The organism is Dechloromonas sp. CZR5 (genome assembly GCF_008711155.1).
Taxonomy (GTDB): Bacteria; Pseudomonadota; Gammaproteobacteria; order Burkholderiales; family Rhodocyclaceae; genus Azonexus.
This window is the reverse complement of the sequence record NZ_VUYQ01000001.1, coordinates 737,683-755,419: the sequence shown is the minus strand read 5'-3', so window position 1 is coordinate 755,419 and position 17,737 is coordinate 737,683. Positions and strand designations below refer to the sequence as shown.

The following is a 17,737-nucleotide window of genomic DNA, read 5'->3' as shown; positions in this document are numbered from 1 at the left end:
TTACTCGTGAATGAAGGGTTGGCGACGCAGCATGTCGGCCATGCCCTCCGCCGAAACCGGACGGCTGAAATAATAGCCCTGCGCCATGTCGCATCCCATTTTACGCAATAACGCCAATTGCTCGGGTTTTTCGACACCTTCCGCAAGCACGGTCATGCGCAGGCTGCGCCCCATGCTGACAATGGTCGAGGCAATCGCCCAGTCGTCCGGATCGGTTTCCAGGTCATTGACGAAGGAGCGATCGATCTTCAGCTTGCCGACCGGAAACCGCTTCAGATAAGCCAGCGACGAATAGCCCGTACCAAAATCGTCCAGCGACAACTCCACTCCCATGCGATGCAGCGCCGACAAGGTTCCCATGGTGGCATCGGCATCGTGCATGACGGTACGTTCCGTCAGTTCCAGTTCCAGCCGGCCCGCCGCAAGCCCCGAAGTGGCCAGGGCGCCGGCAACCACCTCGATGAATCCCGATTGCCGGAACTGCACGGGTGCCACATTGACGGCCATGGTGATCGGCGGCAGCCCTTCGTCGCGCCATGCCTGGGCCTGACGGCAAGCCTCGCACAGCACCCAGTCGCCGATCGGGTTGATCAGGCCGGACTCCTCGGCAACGTGGATGAAGCGATCCGGGAGGATGACCCCCAATTCCGGATGCAACCAGCGGATCAGTGCCTCGACGCCAATGATCAGGCCGCTCTCGAGATTGACCAGCGGCTGGTAATGCAGGACGAATTCCCGCTGCGCCAGCGCGCGGCGCAAATTGCTCTCCATCAACAGGCGATCCAGCGATGAAGAATTCATCTCGCTCGAGTAGAACTGGAACGCGTTGCGGCCGATCTCCTTGGCGCGGTACATCGCCGTATCGGCATTGCGTAACAAGGTTTCCAGATCGTCACCGTCATGCGGATAAATGCTGATCCCCAGCGAAGGCGTCACGGTCAACTCATGTCCGGCCACCTCGAAAGGCCGGGCGAAGACATCGATCAGCCGTCGCGCGACATCGGCCGCTGCCGCGGTATGGAAGCCAGGCATGGCAAAGATGAATTCATCGCCGCCCAGGCGGGCAAGGGTATCGACGCGGCGAACCACACTGCCCAGGCGACGCGCGACTTCGCACAACAACTCGTCCCCGACGCTGTGCCCCAGCGAATCGTTCACCCGCTTGAAATGATCGAGATCGAGGAAGATGAGCGCCAGCTCCGCTTCCTCCCGCTCAGCCACAGCCTGCAGCTGGGTGAAGCGCTCACGCAGCAGTCGGCGATTGGGCAGGCCGGTCAGCACATCGTAGTCGGCCAGTTCGCGTATGCGCTGCTCGGCGGATTTTTGCATCGAAATGTCGACAATCGTTCCAACCGAAGCCTGACGACCGCCAATCACCGCCGGCGAGCCCTGGACCGTGGCCGGGAATGTCGAACCATCCTTGCGGACAACGGTCAATTCATAGGCGTGCCCGACAGCACCCGCCGCACGCAACGACATCTGCTCGTAAACCAGCCCCTGGCATTCGGGTGCGACGACATCGGGCGGACCCATCCGGCCGATCATCTCCTCGACCGAATAGCCCAGCAAGCCTGCCAGGAAAGGATTGACGAACTTGAAACGCTGATCCTGAATGATGAAGATACCCACCTGGGCCGCCTCCATCGCATCACGGAACATTGTTTCTTGATTGTTCATCGTCACGGTGCTATCTGCCAATTCCTCGCCACTATCGACATCCGCTTTCCCGAAAAGCTCACGATCGTCAGTGCCGACCATCGAACGCCCCCGAGTAATCCATTGGGTTCCGCGGCCGCCAACGCTTGAGCAGCAAGGAATTCGAAACCACCGAAACCGAACTCATCGCCATGGCCGCGCCTGCAACGACCGGGTTGAGCAAACCCAAGGCAGCCAGCGGAATTCCGGTCACATTGTAAATGAAAGCAAAGAAAAGATTTTGACGAATCTTGCCCAAAGTAATAGCTGACAAGGAAATCGCTTCATCCACACCGAGCAGGTCGCTACGAATCAAGGTCAGATCGGCCGCCTCGATGGCCGCATCCGAACCGGCCCCCGTGGCGAAGCTGACATCGGCCGCGGCCAGGGCAGGTGCATCGTTGATGCCGTCGCCAACCATGCCGACCAGATTGCCTCCCGCCTTGAGCTCATTCACGGCGCTCGCCTTGTCGCCGGGCAGGATACCGGCCCTGAATTCCTCGATGCCGGCCTGCGCTGCAATGGCTGCCGCCGTTCTCGGGTTGTCTCCGGTAAGCATGACCACGCGTATACCGCGTCGACGCAATCTTTCGATTGCTGTCCGCGATGTCGGACGCAAGGCGTCCGCGATGGCAAAAATAGCCAGTATCTCGACCCCTTCGGCCAGCACGACGACTGTCTTTCCTTCCTGCTGCCAGTGGCGGACCATGCCGTCATTCTCGAGCCCCAGCCATTCCGGCGCCCCCAGGCGCAGCGAGCGCCCCGCCACGACACCTTCCACCCCCTGGCCGGCGCAGGCCCTGAAACCGCTTACAGGCTCGATGGCTTCACCGGCTGCAGCTGCGAGAATGGCGCGCGCCAAGGGATGCTCGGAGTTTTGCTCTAATCCCGCCGCCAGGCGCAGCGCTTCGCCGGCCGGCATGCCACGCGCGTCGCTATCCGTCACCTGAGGCAGGCCGCAAGTCAGCGTTCCCGTCTTGTCCACGGCCAAGACCTTCATTTTCTCGGCCCGTTCCAGCGCCTCGACGTTCTTGACCAGGATGCCGGCCTTTGCACCCTGGCCGGTGCCGACCATGATCGCCGTCGGCGTCGCCAGGCCCAGGGCGCAAGGGCATGCAATCACCAGTACGGCGACGGCATTGACCAGCGCCTCGGCAAACTCGCCCGAATACAGCCACCATCCGACGAAAGTCGCCAAGGCAATCGCGCAGACGACCGGGACGAAAATGGCAGAAATCCGGTCGGCCAGCCGCTGGACCGGCGCCTTGGACCCCTGCGCCTCGCCAACCATCCGGATGATGCCGGCCAGCAGCGTATGCTCCCCGACCCCGGTCGCCCGGCAGCGCAAGGCACCCTGCCCGTTCGAGGTGGCGGCGAAAACCGGGTCGCCCGCACCCTTCCCGACCGGCATGCTCTCGCCCGTCAGCATGGCTTCGTCGACGCGAGACTCCCCGTCGACCACCTCGCCGTCGACCGGAACACGTTCACCGGGCCTGACCAGAAAAATATCGCCCGGCATCAAGGCATCGACGGCCATGTCGACCCACTGTCCTTCCCGTTCGACCCGCGCAGTCTTCGGCTGCAGAAGGATCAACGACTCGATGGCCTCGGAAGTCCGCGCCTTGGCCCGTGCTTCGAGCAGCTTGCCGAGCAGGACCAGCGTGATGACCGCTGCCCCGCCCTCGAAATAGACGTGTTGCGGCAAGTCGAAAATGGTCACCACGGCAGAAAAGCCCCAAGCCATGCTGGTGCCCAGTGCAACCAGAACGTCCATGTTCGCTCCGCCACCGCGCAGGGCCTTGTAGGCTCCCTCGTAAAAACGCCAGCCAATCCAGAACTGCACCGGGGTCGCCAGCAGCAGTTGCAGCCAGCGGGGCAACTCGTTCCCGTGACCGTGTTCGCCGAACATGAAAAGCATCTGCCCGACCAAGGGCAAGGTCAGCAGCACGGCAATCCAGAAACGCCGGATCTCCCGCTGATAGGCATGCTGCTTGGCGGCCTTTTCCCGCTCGCGGGTCTGCGCATCGACGACCTGGGCCACGAAACCGGCCTTGGCCACCGCAGTCACCACGGCGGCCTCGTCGGCCTGCCCAGAGAGCCGAACCCGCGCCCGTTCGGCCGCCAGATTGACCGTAGCCTGCATGCCGGCCTGGCGATTCAACACCTTTTCCAGGCGCGCCGAGCAGGCGGCACAGGTCATGCCGCCAATGGAAAACTCGACGACCCGGCCCGATTCGGTATCACTCATTTGACCAGCAGCACGGGGCAAGGCGCCAGGTGCAGCACGCGCGTCGCCACCGACCCCATGACCAGCCCGGCAAGCGGATTGCGCCCATGGGTACCCATCACGATCAGGTCACAACCAAGTTCGCCGGCCATCTTGCAGATGACCTCGGGCGGCTGACCGATATGGATATGCGTGGTATGAAAACGTCCGGCGGCGTCGAGCTTCTGCTGCGCGGCCAGCAACTGCGCCTGCCCCTCTTCCAGATAATAGGCATGCAGCGTGTCCTTGCCGACATGCGCCTGAACGCGGCCAATGGGGATGGGCAAATGAACGTGCAGCAGGTGAATTTCCGGGACTTCGCGCAAGCAGTCGATGGTCGCGATCAACTGGTCAACGGCGCGTAGCGAACATGGCGAACCATCCGCCGGCAACAAGATTTTCATGACGAAACCTATATTAAATCCAGCCCGACAAGCGCATCAGGCCGAAGAATCCGTATAGCCCGAAGCCTAGCACCAACAGCCCGGAGATGGTACGCACGACCGGCCGCCTGACGAATTCGTTCAGCCGCGCCAGCAGCAGACCGGCGAGCAGCAGATTGGGCAGAGTACCCAGCCCGAAAGCCAGCATCGCGGCCGCGCCGCGACCGGCCGACCCGGCAGCCAGTGCCGTGGCCAAGGCGCTATAGACCAGGCCGCAAGGCAGCCAGCCCCACAGCAGGCCGAGCGGAAAAGCCTGGGCGATGCTCCGTACCGGCAGGAAACGCCGGGTCAGCGGCTGCAGGCGACGCCACAGCCCCTGGCCGGCTCGTTCGGTGAAGGCCAGCGCGCCGGAGATGCCGAGCAGATAGAGCCCGAGCGCGACCAGCATCAGGTTGGCGATGAAGTAGAGCACCATGCGGGCCGGCACCTGGCCTTCGAGCCCCATGCTGGCCGCGCCGAGTGCTCCGGCGATGGCGCCAGCAGCAGCGTAGGAGAGAATGCGCCCGCCATTGTAGGCCAAATGCATTCCCCACCCGGCCTTGCCGCCCATCGACATGGCGCCGACGATGCCGCCGCACATGCCGACGCAGTGCGTGCCGCCGAGCAGGCCGACAAGGAACAGGGCGAGAAAACCGGTATCAGGCATCGGACGGCGGGACTAAAAAGCAAAACGGGCAGTTTAACCTGCCCGTTCGTCTCGTGTCAGGCGATCAGATCACCTTCGAGTAGTTCGCCCGCTGCCGCCCTTCACGCAGGTAACGGTCGAATACCATGGAAATCACGCGAACCAGCATGCGCCCCGGCGGCAATACGGAAATCCATTCACGCTCGACCTTGAGCAGGCCGGCACGCTCCATTTCCTTCATGTCCTCCAGCTCGGCCGCGAAATACTTGCGGAAGTCGATCAGGTGGGCGCTTTCGATGCTTTCGATGGATAGCTCGAAATGACACATCAGCGCCTGGATGATCGAACGGCGCAGGATGTCGTCGGCCGTCAGCTCGATGCCGCGGAACACCGGCAGGACATTGGCGTCGATGCGGTCGTAGTACTCGTCGGCGGTCTTGACGTTCTGGTAGTAGCTCGGCCCGACCTTGCTGATCGACGAGATGCCGAAGGACAGCATGTCGCAGTCGGCATAGGTCGAATAGCCCTGGAAGTTGCGGTGCAGGCGCCCCTGGCGCTGGGCGACGGCCAGTTCATCGTCCGGCTTGGCAAAATGATCCATGCCGATATAGACGTAACCGGCCTCGGTCAGCTTCTTGATCGCCAGGGCCAGAATCTGCATCTTGGTATCGGCCGACGGCAGGTCGGTTTCGTTGATCCGGCGCTGCGGCTTGAACAGGCTCGGCATATGTGCATAGTTGTAGATCGACAGGCGATCCGGGTCCATGGCCAGCACACGTTCGAGGGTACGGTTGAAACCCATCACCGTCTGGTGCGGCAAGCCGTAGATCAGGTCGATGGATACCGACTTGAACCCGTTGGCGCGCGCCGCGTTGATGACCAGCGCGGTTTCTTCCTCGCTTTGCACGCGATTGACGGCGACCTGCACCTTTTCGTCGAAATCCTGGACACCGACGCTCATGCGGTTGAAGCCGAGTTCGCCGAGCAACGCAACGGTCTCGTAATCGACCTTGCGCGGGTCGACTTCGATGGAATACTCGCCGCCGTCGAGCAGCTTGAAATGCTTGCGGGTCTCACCCATCAGCTGCCGCATTTCAGAATGTGACAGGAATGTGGGCGTGCCGCCGCCCCAATGCAACTGGATCACCTCATGCTCGCCATCGCGCCCTTCCAGCGCAGCCGCCTGCATATCCAGCTCCCTGGCCAGGTACTTCAGGTACTTGGCGCTGCGCCCGTGATCCTTGGTGATGATCTTGTTGCAGGCACAGTAATAGCAAATAGTGTTACAGAAAGGGATGTGGAAGTATAATGAGAGCGGCCTGCTGATTCCGCCGATGTTGCGCTTGCCCAGCCACAGCTTGGCAGCCTCCGCATCGAATGCTTCGACGAAACGATCAGCAGTCGGATAGGATGTGTAGCGAGGGCCGTTGACGTCAAAACGGCGAATGATCTGCGGATCGAAGACGAGATTTTCAGTTGTGAAATTCATTATACAAACCACGAAATGTTGCCCGGATTATGTTCGGCAGGCATCATTCTGTGGTTGACATGGATCAAGCCAACGCAGGTTGCCAATGCCCCCAACACACCCGCTGAATCAGGAAGTTTCACTATCCGTCATCAAGACCGCCTGCTCGAACTGCAACCTGCGCGAATTATGCCTTCCGCTTGGGCTGAGTCTTGAGGAACTGGAGCGGCTGGACGACCTGGTATCGACCCGCCGCCGCATCAAACGAGGCGACCATCTCTACCGTGCCGGCGAGGGTTTCGATTCCATTTATGCCATCCGCAGCGGCTTCTTCAAGACCGACGTGCTGCTTGAGGACGGCCGCGACCAGGTAACCGGTTTCCAGATGGCCGGCGAGCTGCTCGGCCTCGACGGCATCAGCACCGAACATCACACCTGCAACGCCATTGCGCTCGAAGACAGTGAAGTCTGCGCCATCCCCTTCTCGCGCCTGGAAGTCCTGTCGCGGGAAATTCACACGCTGCAGCATCACTTCCACAAGGTCATGAGCCGCGAAATCGTCCGCGACCATGGCGTGATGATGCTCCTCGGCACCATGCGCGCCGAGGAACGGCTGGCCGCCTTCCTGCTCAATCTGTCGCAGCGCTTCACTTCCCGCGGCTTTTCGCATGCCGAGTTCTATCTGCGCATGACGCGCGAGGAAATCGGCTCCTATCTCGGCCTGAAACTGGAAACGGTTTCCCGCGCCTTCTCCAAATTCCAGGAAGAAGGCCACATCGCGGTCCAGCAGAAGCACATCCGGATACTGAACGTCAGCGGCCTCAAGGCCTTGATGAATCACCAGCGCTGACCGGCGCCCCGGATCACCAGCGCAGTCTGGCCAGCCGCGCCGCGCGGGTCACCAGACGCTCCAAGAGATCGCCGGCCTGCGCCCGGGCTGGCGACTCGCTCCCCGGCTTGCGATAGGCCATGACGACACCTGACGGATTGGCTGCCGGCACGTAGATCGCGATGGACAGCGGGCAGAAGGCGATCTGCGCGGCATCTTCACGAACCATCTTATGCGCCAGCGCGGCGCTGCAGAACTGGACCAGCTCGGCACGGCGGTATGGCCCTGCGTCGTGTTCCCGCGCCGGCTTCCCGGTACGTTCCAGCATCTCCCCGAAAGGAAGGACGGCACCAACCACCATGCCCTCCGCCTCGATTGCTTCGACCAGCGCGTCGTGCGCGGACTGGAAGTCGCTTCCATCGATCTCGGTCACGGCAATGCCTTCCGCCGCCGTCGCCGAGCCGGGAAACACCGCCAGCGCGACGGCGAACGCCACGAGAAAAAAGGGCACCCCAAGGGGTGCCCTGAACAGATGCGAGGAAAACATCTGACGCAAGAAGCTTGGACTTTCGGGAACGACAATCAGAAGAAGATCAGGCCACCGACCGAGAAGGTACGGTTCTTGTTATCGAAGTTGGTGTCGAGAACGTTGGTGATGCGCTCGTCGTTGTATTCGCCCACCAGGGTGATGTATTTGTTGAGCGAGTGATAGACGCCAACGGTCACGGCGCGGTTCTTGATCTGGTTGTCCGGCGTTGCACGCAGCACGCTGTTGATGGTGCGGCTGCTGGTCAGCGTGTAGCCGTCCTTGTCCTTGTTCTGGCCGTAGTTGATACCGAACTTGGTATCGCCGAACTTGTAGGTACCCTGCAGGAAATAACCGGTCGAATCGGTCTTGTTGCCATTGCCGTCGCTGCCGCCGAAGAACTGGGCACCGACGGTGGACAAGCCGAGGCCGGTTCCCTTGAAGGCATAGGCAACGGCTTCGAAATTGCCGATGCCTGCCTTGGCGCCGATTTCATAACCGGTGCCGGTAAACGACTTGGTGGTGCACGGATTCACCGAGCAACTGGTCGATTGCGTCACCAGGCCGCCCCACACCTTGCCCGGCATGGCGCCCTTCCAGTCGTAGTCGATCTTGGCCTGGAAGCCTGGCGTCTTGGTTTCGTCGCCGGCAAACTTGCTCGGCTGGAAGATACCGGCCGACGCCTGCAGGCCGCCCATGTTCGGGGTCGAATAGGTGATCTGCGGCTGGAATCCGGTGTACATGTAGCCGTGGCCGATCATGCCGAAGGTGGTGTTGTACGGAATGCCGGCGTTGCTGGTACCACCGACGCCGAGCAGCGTCATGTCGGAGAGGATGATGTTCTGGCCGAACAGGCCGATGTCGCGGCCGAATTTCAGGGTGCCCCAGCTGCTGTTGCCGAACTGGAAATAGACGTTGCGGGTGTCGATCTGGCTGTAGGGGTTGGTCGTACCGGCGCCGTCGGCGTTATTGCCGATCGGCAAGCCAACCGTTTGCGAGTTGTTGTTGATGCCCGGCGCGAAGCTGATGTGCGCCTTGATATCCTGGCCCTTGGCCTGGGTGGTGGCGACAAAGTTGATCCAGCCCGGCAGCAGGCCGTTGGTCAGTTCGCTATTGGTCGTCGTGGTCGATTGGCCGGTGATGCGGTCGGTAGTCTTGGCATCGCGAACGACATAGAAGCCGTTGACGGTACCGTTGATGTCGATGGTGACATCGTTCTGGGTGAAGCTGACGGCGTGGCTGCCGGTACTGCCGCAGGCCAGCAGAGCGAGAACCAAAGGACGAACGGACGGGATTTTCTTCATGAAAAGTCTCCAGATGTTTTCGTTGATATGTGCCGCCCGAAGACGCGCTCCGGGCTGTTTCCCCCGCTGCCATCCGATCCGATGGCATGGAGCCCATCTGTTTGCGAAGCCTGTGCCAGGCATCGCGGAAATCACCCAAAAACACCCGAAACCCTCACCGGGCCTTGAACTTTCGCTGCAAATGACAATCGGCGGGAGGCGTGCGAACTGTTTCGCCGACGCTCATTTTCTGGACACCTGCTCCGCCGCTGACTCAAAACGGAACAACGAAAAAAGGCAAAAAAAAGCCCGGCACGCAGCCGGGCGAACCGGGAAAGGAAACAATCAGAATGCGTAACGGGCGCTCACGCCGGCCAGCCAGTTGCGACCCGGTGCCGACTCGTAGAAGCGGTTGTTGCTGTCGCCGACGATGACCGAACCGACGTACTGGCGATCGAAAGCGTTGTCGAGGCGGACGAAGCTGCGCAGGCTCAGCGGACCGACCTTGCGGTCGATGCCGATGCGCAGGTTGGCGATGGCGTAGCCGGGCGCCGCCTGGCGCAGGTTGCTGTCTTCGACGTACACCTTGTCGCGGACGATACCTTCGATGGCGGCGTGGAAGCCGCTCGGCTTGTGCCGCCACACCAGTTCGCCGAACAGGTTGTGGGCGGCGATACCGGGCAGCCGGCTGCCGGCCGAGACGATGCCGGTGGACGTCGAGAAGTTCTCGGCATAGTGCGCATCGAGGAAGGTGTAGGCCAGACGGCTGCTCACCTGCTCGCCCCAGCGGCTATCGAGTGCCACTTCCACGCCCTGCCGTTCCGTCTTGCCGGCGTTCTGGTAGGCCGTCCGGCCGCCGGTGCTGGACAGCACGACCAGTTCATCCTGCGTCTTGATATCGAACAGCGCCACGTCAAGGCGGCTGTTGGTACCGAGCATGGCCTTGGCACCGACTTCGAGGTGCGTGCTGGTCGCCGGCTTGAGCGAGAAATTGAAGGAGCCGCCACCACTGGAATAGAACATTTCGTTGAAGGTCGGCGCCTCGAATCCGCGCGCCGCGCTGGCGTAGATGTTGAGCGTATCGGTGACCCGATACATCGCCGCAACGGTCGGCGTCGTCTTGTCGTAGCTCACACGACCGCCGTCATCGCCATTGACGCCGCTGCGATAGCGGTCATCGACCCGGAAGGCGATGCTGCTGTGACGCAGGCCGCCGCTGAACACCCAGCGCTCGCCCTGCCACTCGGCCTGGGCATACTGATCGAAGGTCGCGACGCGATCTTCCTCGTTGCGGCGCAGGCGGCCGGTGACGCCGCAGATGTTGGCGATGCAGTTGGCGGGCGTTCCGCTGCCGACAAAATTCTCGTAACCCTGCCGGTCGTCGGTCGCCTGCTCGTAGTCGAACCCGAGCGTTGTCGTCAGGCGGCCGCCGGCCAAGCCGAAACGCCCGGTCCACCGGCCAGCCAAACCGGCGAACTGGCGGTCGAAATCGATCACCCCGCCGGACTGTCGGGCCGACGAGGTCTGGGTTCCCACCGGAATGGACTGGTACTGCGTCGTCGAACGCTGACCGGCATAAGTGGATAGCTGGACGCTGTGGTCGCCGAAGCGATGCTCGTAGGTCAGGCCGCCTTGCGTATGGTCGATGCTCTTGCGGGTATCGTAGGCCAGCACCGGATAGTTGTTGCGCGCCGCATCCCATGCCAGGCCGCGTGGATTGGCCTTGAATTCCGACCACTGCAGACCCTGCGGATCCTGGGCATCCTGTCTGAAGGTATTGACGATGAAGGTCAGCTTGCCGTCCTGGCTCGGCCGGTAGGTCAGCTTGACCAGGGTCTGGTCGCGTTCGGCGGCGCTGCGGTCGCGATAGCCGTCGGTGGCAAAGCGCGACGCGTCGATCACGTAGCCGAGGCCGCCGACCTCGCCCTGGGCGCTCAGATTGGTCTTCCAGGTGCCATAGCTGCCCGCCGCGAAACTGCCCTCGACACTCGGCGCCCCCTTGCCATCCGGCGTGAACATCTGAATCACCCCGCCGGCGTGGTTGCCGTAGATGGCCGACATCGGTCCGCGCATGACCTCGATGCGCTCGGCACGATCCAGGTTGAAGGTGGCAGCCTGCCCCTGGCCGTCCGGCATCGAGGCCGGGATACCATCGGACACCAGGCGGATGCCGCGCACGCCGAACGCCGAGCGGGCGCCGAAACCGCGCGAGGAAATCTGCAGGTCCTGCGCGTAGTTCTGGCGATTCTGGACCGTGATGCCGGGCACGGAAGCCAGCGCTTCCGAAACATTGACACGGGCCTGGTCGGCGCCGATGCGCGCTGCATCGACCACGTCGATGGCCGCCGGCAGATCGAAGCTGTTGTGCTCGACGCGGCTGCCGGTGACGACGACCGTGTCGAGGTTCACCACGGCATCGGCCATGGCCAGCCCGGGAAAGGTGACGGCCAGCAGGGCGACCATCCGGCTGGGCCGGGCAATCCGTGCGGAAAGATGGGTATTCATGTTGTCTCCTGTATTTTTTTCGGCAGGCGCGCGGCTGCCCCAGGAGCGATTGTTCCGGCTTCGCCCGTCATTCACCTCCAAACGATCGCCTGAGTTGCCTACAGAAAATCATGAGACGGCGGCGACATTGCCTCGCCGAGCGTACGCCTGACTGCCCAGCGCCCGACCTTTCATGTACGGAAAGCAACCTGAATATGCAAGCTCAATGCCGAAATACGATGCCGCCCATGCGAACCCATCGATATCGTTGTATAGTTACATACATATCGATACATAACCTAACGCAACACATTAATTAATAACCGATCATTAGAAATTACAGCAAAAATCGATATATACAAATAAACATAACGACCCATGGAAGACTTCAAAAGGCTCAACCCTCCGTCTCTGGACGGTACACGGAAGAAGCAAAAAACCCAGCCTTGAAACCTCTTCTGGTCACTCCACGATGAACGCCACCCCACCTTCCACACCATTACGGCATCGCCGAGCGATACCCTGCGAGACCTCCATCCTGTCAGCTCCAACCTGCCGCACCGATCAGACTCCGTCGGTCAGCCTGGGCGGATTGCGCCGCCTGCTCGGCCTGTCACAGGCCGCACTGGCCGTCCGACTCGGGGTTTCCCAGCCGCAGGTAGCGCAACTCGAAAACCAGGCCGACATGCATCTGGTGACGCTGCGCCGCCACGTCACCGCTCTCGGTGGCGAACTTGAACTGCTCGTCCGTTTTCCCGACCAGCACATCGAAATCATCCTGCCGGAAGGCGAGCCAACACATTCACTGTCATCAGCCAATTTGCCACAGTCAGGAAGGACTCCATGCTGAACCACAAATCCCGGTCGACCCGACGAACCACCCTGGCCGCCGTCATGACCAACCTGTTGGGCGCAGGCAGCGGCTTGGCCGCCGGACCGGCTTTCGAGCTCGGTACCATCCAGGTCAGCGCCCGGAAAGTGCAAGTGGGCGAAGTCGGCGAGGAACAGGTCGCCTCAGTCGTCACCCGCCAGGACATGCAGACTTTCAATCGGGAAAACGTCGCCGACGCAGTCAACCTGCTGCCCGGCATCAGCGTCACCAACGGCACCCGCAACGAGAAGATGATCAACGTGCGCGGCTACGACGTGCGCCAGGTGCCGCTCTACATCGACGGCATTCCGGTTTACGTGCCATACGACGGTTACGTCGACTTCAATCGGTTCTCGACCTTCGACCTGGCCGCCATCCAGGTGGTCAAAGGCTTCAGTTCGGTTGCCTACGGCCCGAACGCCATCGGCGGCGCCATCAACCTGATCTCGCGCAAGCCGCGCGAAAAGCTGGAAGGCGATGCGACGATCGGCTTCGCTTCGGGCAACGAGCGCAAGGCGGCGGTGAATGTCGGTACCAATCAGGGTCTGTGGTACCTGCAGGCCGGGGCTTCCTATATCGACTCCGACTACTTCCCGCTGTCCTCCGACTTCCAGTCAACGGCCAGCGAAAACGGCGGCCATCGCGACAATTCCTATCGCAAGGACAGCCGCGTGTCGCTCAAGCTGGGTCTGACCCCGAACGCCACCGACGAATACGCACTGAGCTATGTCAAGCAGGATGGCGAGAAAGGCCAGCCACCGAATACCATCCCGGCCAGCGCCCGCTACTGGCAATGGCCATCCTGGGACAAGGAAAGCCTCTACTTCCTGTCGAAAACCGCCCTCGGCCAGCACGAAACGCTGAAGACCCGGCTCTACGTGGACACCTTCAAGAACGGGCTGGCCACCTATACCAACGGCAACTACAACGTGCTCAAGACCTCCGGCAGCGGCTCGGTCGGCACTGGCCGCAGCCTCTACGACGACAGGACCACCGGTGGCTCGGTCGAACTGGAGTCGACGCGCATCGCCAACAACACCCTCCGCCTGGTCACCCACTACCGTAGCGACCGCCACCAGGAAACCGATGCTCTGGCCGTGCTCGGCGCCGAATTCAAGGACACTCTGTTCTCTATCGCCGCCGAGGACAACATCCAGCTGGCCGAAAAATGGCTGCTTTCCGTCGGCTACGCCCATCACGAACTGCGGCCGGAAATGGTGTTCAAGAGCACAGCCAACGGCGGCAGCTACGCCCTGCCCGACAAGCAGAAGGCGGACAACGGCCAGATCGGCCTGTTCTACGACTTCGCGCCAAACACACGTTTCTACGCAACGGTGGCCCAGAAAACCCGGCTGCCGACGCTGAAGGACCGCTACTCCGGCAAGCTCGGCACCTACGACACCAACCCCAACCTGCAGCCGGAAGCATCGATCAACTACGAAATCGGCTACCAGGGCAGCCCGTGGGTCGGCGCCAAGGCCGAAGCGGCGCTGTTCTACAGCGAAATCTCGGACAAGATCCAGTCGGTCTTCGTCGGCACCGTCGCCGCCCAGTGTTCGACCACCGCCAAGTGCCAGATGCGCAACGTCGGCGAGGTGCACACCAGCGGCATCGAACTCAGCCTGCGCACGCCGGTGGCGAGCTGGCTGGAGGTCGGCGGCAACTTCACTTACCTCAACATGGACAACGTCAGCAACCCGTCGACGCGACTGACCGGCATCCCCGACAAGAAGTTCATCGCCTATGCCATCGCCAAGCCGCTGGCGCAGGTCGACGTGATTCCCTACGTCGAATACAACACCGGGCGCTGGGCCTCGAATACCGTGCGCATCGACGGCTACACGATCATCAACCTGAAGACGGTGTATCGCCCATTGCCGCAGTTGAGTCTTGAGGCTGGCGTCACCAACCTGACCGACAAGAACTATGAATTGGACTACGGGTTCCCAAATCCGGGTCGCATGTGGTTCGCCAACGCCAACTATCGCTTCTGACGGAACACCCATGACCGGAGCTACCCGTTTCGCCATCGCTGCCGTCGTCCCCGACGCGACGACGGATTGCGACGAAGTCGTCGCCAATTTCGCTATCGCCCAGATCAACCAGGGATGGCGCATCGGTGGACTGGTCCAGGAGATCTACCAGACCCAGGGCTCGAAACAGATCCGCCTGGTGGCGCTTGACGACGGCCGGCTCTACCCGATCAGCCGGTTTCTCGGCACCCACTCGATATCGTGCCGCATCGATACGGGCGGCATCGCCGAGGCCAGTGCCGTCATGCGACGCATCCCTATCCATGGCGCCGATCTCGCCATTTTCAACCGCTTTTCGACCCTGGAAGCGCATGGCCATGGGTTTGCGGCCGAAATGCTCGACCTGATGAGCCGGCAGATTCCGATACTAACCATCGTTCCGCCCCGGCATCTGCCGGCCTGGCGGCGCTTCACTGGCCGGCAAGCGTTTGAACTGCCTCCCGAACGCCCTGAACTGGAAGCCTGGTTTGCCGGGCTATCGCACTACCCAGCCGGTCGCCGCAAGCATGCGCCGGCGCTTTCCGGAGCCTGCGCATGACCCGCCCCGCCGATCCTTCCCGCCGCCTGTTTTTCCTCGGCGCGGCCTCCCTGGCCCTGGCCGGTAGCCGCGGCGCCATGGCCGCCCCGAGCACCGTCACCGTCATCACCAGCTACCCGGACGAATTCGTCTCCCGCATCCAGGCCGCCTTCGAGAAGGAGCGGCCGCAATACCGGATGCAAGTGATCTGGCGCATGCCCAACGACGCCTACGACACTCTGAGCCTACCCGACCAGGGGAAGGCCGACATCTATTGGTCCGCCTCGCCGCGCAGCTTCGCGCGCCTGGCCGCCAGCGGCGCCTGGCAAAAGCTCCCGGCAAACCACAGCCAGCTCCCCCGACGTATCGGCAACACCGCCCTCGGCGATGCGGAAGGTTTCTACACGGCGACCGAAGTCGCCGGTTTCGGCTTCGCCATCGCACCGGAATTGCTCGCCGCCCGAGGCATTCCAACACCCGCCGACTGGGCCGACCTGGCCGACCCTCGCCTGGCCGGACTAATCGCCATGCCGGTCCCCGCACGCGTCGGCTTCGCTCCGCCCATCGTCGAAATCGTGCTCCAGGCCCTGGGCTGGGAGCGTGGCTGGACGCTGTGGAGCGAAATTGCCGCCAATGCCCGCTTCATCGAACGCGGATCGAGCTTCGTGACCGACGAAATCGCCAATGGCAGCTGCGCCGTCGGCATCTCCATCGATTTCTTCGTCAACTCGGCAATCGCCAACGGTGCGCCCATCCGCTTCGTCTATCCCCGCCATACCGGCCTCAACCCGGCCCATATCGCGGTCACCAGACACTCTCCCAACCCGCGCGGCGCTACGGCATTCGTCGATTTCATACTGTCGCCGACCGGCCAACGGCTACTAGCCCACCCGGACATCCGCCGCTTGGCGGTTCGCCCGGACGCCTACGCCCAGGTGCCGGCCGGCAGCTTCGATCCCTTTATCGCGGCCCGCCAGGGCGGCCTGCAATTCGACAGCGACGCCGCCCGCCCTCGCCTGACGACCACGGCGGCGATCTTCCAGCACATGCTGATCGACCCCCAGGACGAACTGCAAGCCCTGTGGCAACGTACCCGCCAGGCCGAAACTGGTGGCAAGGATACCCGCGCCATCCGTGCGCTGCTTGGCCGGCCGCCCATCGATGAGGCAACCGCCAATCTACCCGACATCCAGCGCCAGATCGGCGTTCGGCTCGAAGGCAACGGTGAGCGCCCGCTGGCACCGCTCGAACTGGCTTGGCGGGAAACCTGCCGCGAGCGACGCACGCAAGCCCGCCTGCAACTCGATGAGATCGGCGCATGAAATCAGCAAGCCAGCTTCTCGCCGCCCTGCTCCTCGCCGGCACAATCCCCGCCGCCATGGCGGAGCCGGCCATTGACCGCGAAACCCTGACCCGGCCGCTATCCGGGCTGTCGGCAGGTGACACCGAGCGATTCCTGCGCGGCCGCAGCCTCTTCCGACAAAGCTGGGTCATCGCCCCGGCCAGGGACGGCGAAGTCGACGGCCTCGGCCCGCTCTACAACCGCCTGGCCTGCATCTCCTGCCACGCCAAGAACGGGCGCGGCGGCGCGCCGAGCCACCCGGACGAACGCATGCAGTCCATGCTCGTCCGGCTGTCCGTCCCCGGCCGCACGCCCCGGGAAGCCCCGCGACCTCACCCGGTCTATGGCGACCAACTCAACGAGGAGGGCATCCCCGGCGTGCCTGGCGAAGGCCGCATGCAGATACGCTGGCGCACACATACGGTGCGCCTGGCCGACGGCACGCGCGTCGAATTGCGCGAGCCACGGACAAAATTCGTCGAACTCGCCTACGGCAAGCTGGGGCCGGTCCTCGCTTCGCTGCGCGTGTCGCCCCACGTCGCCGGCCTCGGCCTGCTCGACGCCGTACCCCCAAGCGCACTGGAAGCGATGGCCGGGGAACTCCGACCCGACGGCATTCGCGGCAGCGTCAACCGGGTCGTGGACCGGCAAACCGGTGCCACGGTCGTCGGCCGCTTCGGGCTCAAGTCCAACACCCCCAACCTGCGCCAGCAGATTGCCGGCGCCTTTGCCGGCGACATGAGCATCACCTCCGACCTGTTCCCCGACGAAAACTGCACCCCGGCGCAGGCGGCCTGCCGGCATGCGCCCAACGGCGGCCAGCCGGAACTGTCGACGGCGCAACTCGACGACATCACCTTCTACGTCGCCCACCTGGCTCCACCGCCCCGGCGCGACGAAACCTCGCCGCTCGTCGTCCGCGGTGCCGTGGCCTTTGCCGGATTCGGCTGTGCAGCCTGCCATCGCCCAAACATGCGCACCGGCGACAACCCGCAATACCCGGCACTCGCCCAGCGCGAATTCGCGCCCTATACCGACCTGCTGGTGCACGACATGGGCACGCGACTGGCCGACAGCCGCCCCGACCACCTGGCCGGCGGCCGGCAATGGCGCACCGCGCCTTTGTGGGGATTGGGGTTACTGGCCGCGATCAACGAAGACGTCGGTTTCCTGCACGACGGCCGGGCACGAAATTTCGAGGAGGCCATTCTGTGGCACGGCGGCGAAGCGGAGAAAGCGCGCCAGCGCTATGCCGCCGCCCCAGCCAGCCTGCGCCGGGCGCTGATTGCCTTCCTGCATTCGCTATGACGGCACCGGACACAGAAAAAGGGCGGCACATGGCCGCCCTGCGTAAC

The 17,737-nt window shown here is 62.9% G+C and carries 14 protein-coding genes; 6 read left to right on the top strand and 8 right to left on the bottom strand.

Features of this window, described 5'->3' with window-relative positions; genetic code table 11:
* The 5 genes from F1002_RS03665 to hemN all read right to left on the bottom strand — a co-directional run bounded on the left by F1002_RS03665 (position 1) and on the right by hemN (position 6,518).
* Positions 1-1,758, bottom strand: coding sequence for a bifunctional diguanylate cyclase/phosphodiesterase (locus F1002_RS03665; RefSeq protein ID WP_150427658.1), 1,758 nt, complete (start codon positions 1,756-1,758; stop codon positions 1-3).
* Positions 1,745-3,943, bottom strand: a complete 2,199-nt coding sequence (locus F1002_RS03660) for a cation-translocating P-type ATPase (protein WP_150427657.1) — start codon at positions 3,941-3,943, stop codon at positions 1,745-1,747. Before F1002_RS03660 ends, F1002_RS03665 begins: the two co-directional genes overlap by 14 nt.
* The gene (locus tag F1002_RS03655) at positions 3,940-4,365 is read right to left on the bottom strand and encodes a universal stress protein (RefSeq protein ID WP_150427656.1); all 426 of its coding nucleotides are present in this window, start codon (positions 4,363-4,365) and stop codon (positions 3,940-3,942) included. The genes F1002_RS03660 and F1002_RS03655 overlap by 4 nt, the downstream gene beginning before the upstream one ends.
* A 13-nt stretch (positions 4,366-4,378) precedes the next feature.
* Positions 4,379-5,050, bottom strand: a complete 672-nt coding sequence (locus F1002_RS03650; RefSeq protein ID WP_150427655.1) for a sulfite exporter TauE/SafE family protein — start codon at positions 5,048-5,050, stop codon at positions 4,379-4,381.
* 64 nt (positions 5,051-5,114) lie between these two features.
* Positions 5,115-6,518 carry an oxygen-independent coproporphyrinogen III oxidase gene (hemN, locus tag F1002_RS03645; protein ID WP_150427654.1) on the bottom strand — a complete coding sequence of 468 codons (1,404 nt, stop codon included), beginning with the start codon at positions 6,516-6,518 and terminating at the stop codon, positions 5,115-5,117.
* A gap of 85 nt (positions 6,519-6,603) precedes the next feature.
* On the opposite strand from hemN, the gene fnr reads away from it, so the two are divergent.
* The gene (gene fnr, locus F1002_RS03640) at positions 6,604-7,347 is read left to right on the top strand and encodes a fumarate/nitrate reduction transcriptional regulator Fnr (RefSeq protein ID WP_191090292.1); all 744 of its coding nucleotides are present in this window, start codon (positions 6,604-6,606) and stop codon (positions 7,345-7,347) included.
* Between the two features lie 13 nt (positions 7,348-7,360).
* Here fnr and F1002_RS03635 read toward each other — a convergent pair whose 3' ends face one another.
* From F1002_RS03635 to F1002_RS03625, 3 genes are all read right to left on the bottom strand, one after another.
* Complete coding sequence (locus tag F1002_RS03635) at positions 7,361-7,837, bottom strand: DUF302 domain-containing protein (protein WP_150427653.1); 477 nt, start codon at positions 7,835-7,837, stop codon at positions 7,361-7,363.
* A gap of 71 nt (positions 7,838-7,908) precedes the next feature.
* Positions 7,909-9,156 (bottom strand): porin, encoded by a 1,248-nt coding sequence (locus tag F1002_RS03630; RefSeq protein WP_150427652.1) that lies wholly within the window; start codon positions 9,154-9,156, stop codon positions 7,909-7,911.
* A gap of 324 nt (positions 9,157-9,480) precedes the next feature.
* Positions 9,481-11,640 (bottom strand): TonB-dependent receptor, encoded by a 2,160-nt coding sequence (locus tag F1002_RS03625; protein ID WP_223879438.1) that lies wholly within the window; start codon positions 11,638-11,640, stop codon positions 9,481-9,483.
* Positions 11,641-12,091: 451 nt separating this feature from the next.
* Here F1002_RS03625 and F1002_RS21470 point away from each other — a divergent pair, with 451 nt between their 5' ends.
* From F1002_RS21470 to F1002_RS03600, 5 genes are read left to right on the top strand one after another with little or no spacing between them, the layout of a single operon-like run.
* Positions 12,092-12,469, top strand: a complete 378-nt coding sequence (locus F1002_RS21470; RefSeq protein ID WP_150427651.1) for an XRE family transcriptional regulator — start codon at positions 12,092-12,094, stop codon at positions 12,467-12,469.
* A complete protein-coding gene (locus F1002_RS03615; protein ID WP_150427650.1) occupies positions 12,463-14,484 on the top strand; it encodes a TonB-dependent siderophore receptor in 2,022 nt (673 codons plus the stop codon). The genes F1002_RS21470 and F1002_RS03615 overlap by 7 nt, the downstream gene beginning before the upstream one ends.
* A 10-nt stretch (positions 14,485-14,494) precedes the next feature.
* Complete coding sequence (locus F1002_RS03610) at positions 14,495-15,061, top strand: DUF2478 domain-containing protein (RefSeq protein ID WP_191090291.1); 567 nt, start codon at positions 14,495-14,497, stop codon at positions 15,059-15,061.
* Positions 15,058-16,362: an ABC transporter substrate-binding protein gene (locus tag F1002_RS03605; RefSeq protein WP_150427648.1), complete on the top strand. Its 1,305-nt coding sequence runs from the start codon at positions 15,058-15,060 to the stop codon at positions 16,360-16,362. The genes F1002_RS03610 and F1002_RS03605 overlap by 4 nt, the downstream gene beginning before the upstream one ends.
* Entirely contained in the window at positions 16,359-17,690 is a 1,332-nt protein-coding gene (locus tag F1002_RS03600) for a di-heme oxidoredictase family protein (RefSeq protein WP_150427647.1), read from the top strand. The genes F1002_RS03605 and F1002_RS03600 overlap by 4 nt, the downstream gene beginning before the upstream one ends.
* Positions 17,691-17,737: the final 47 nt, after the last annotated feature.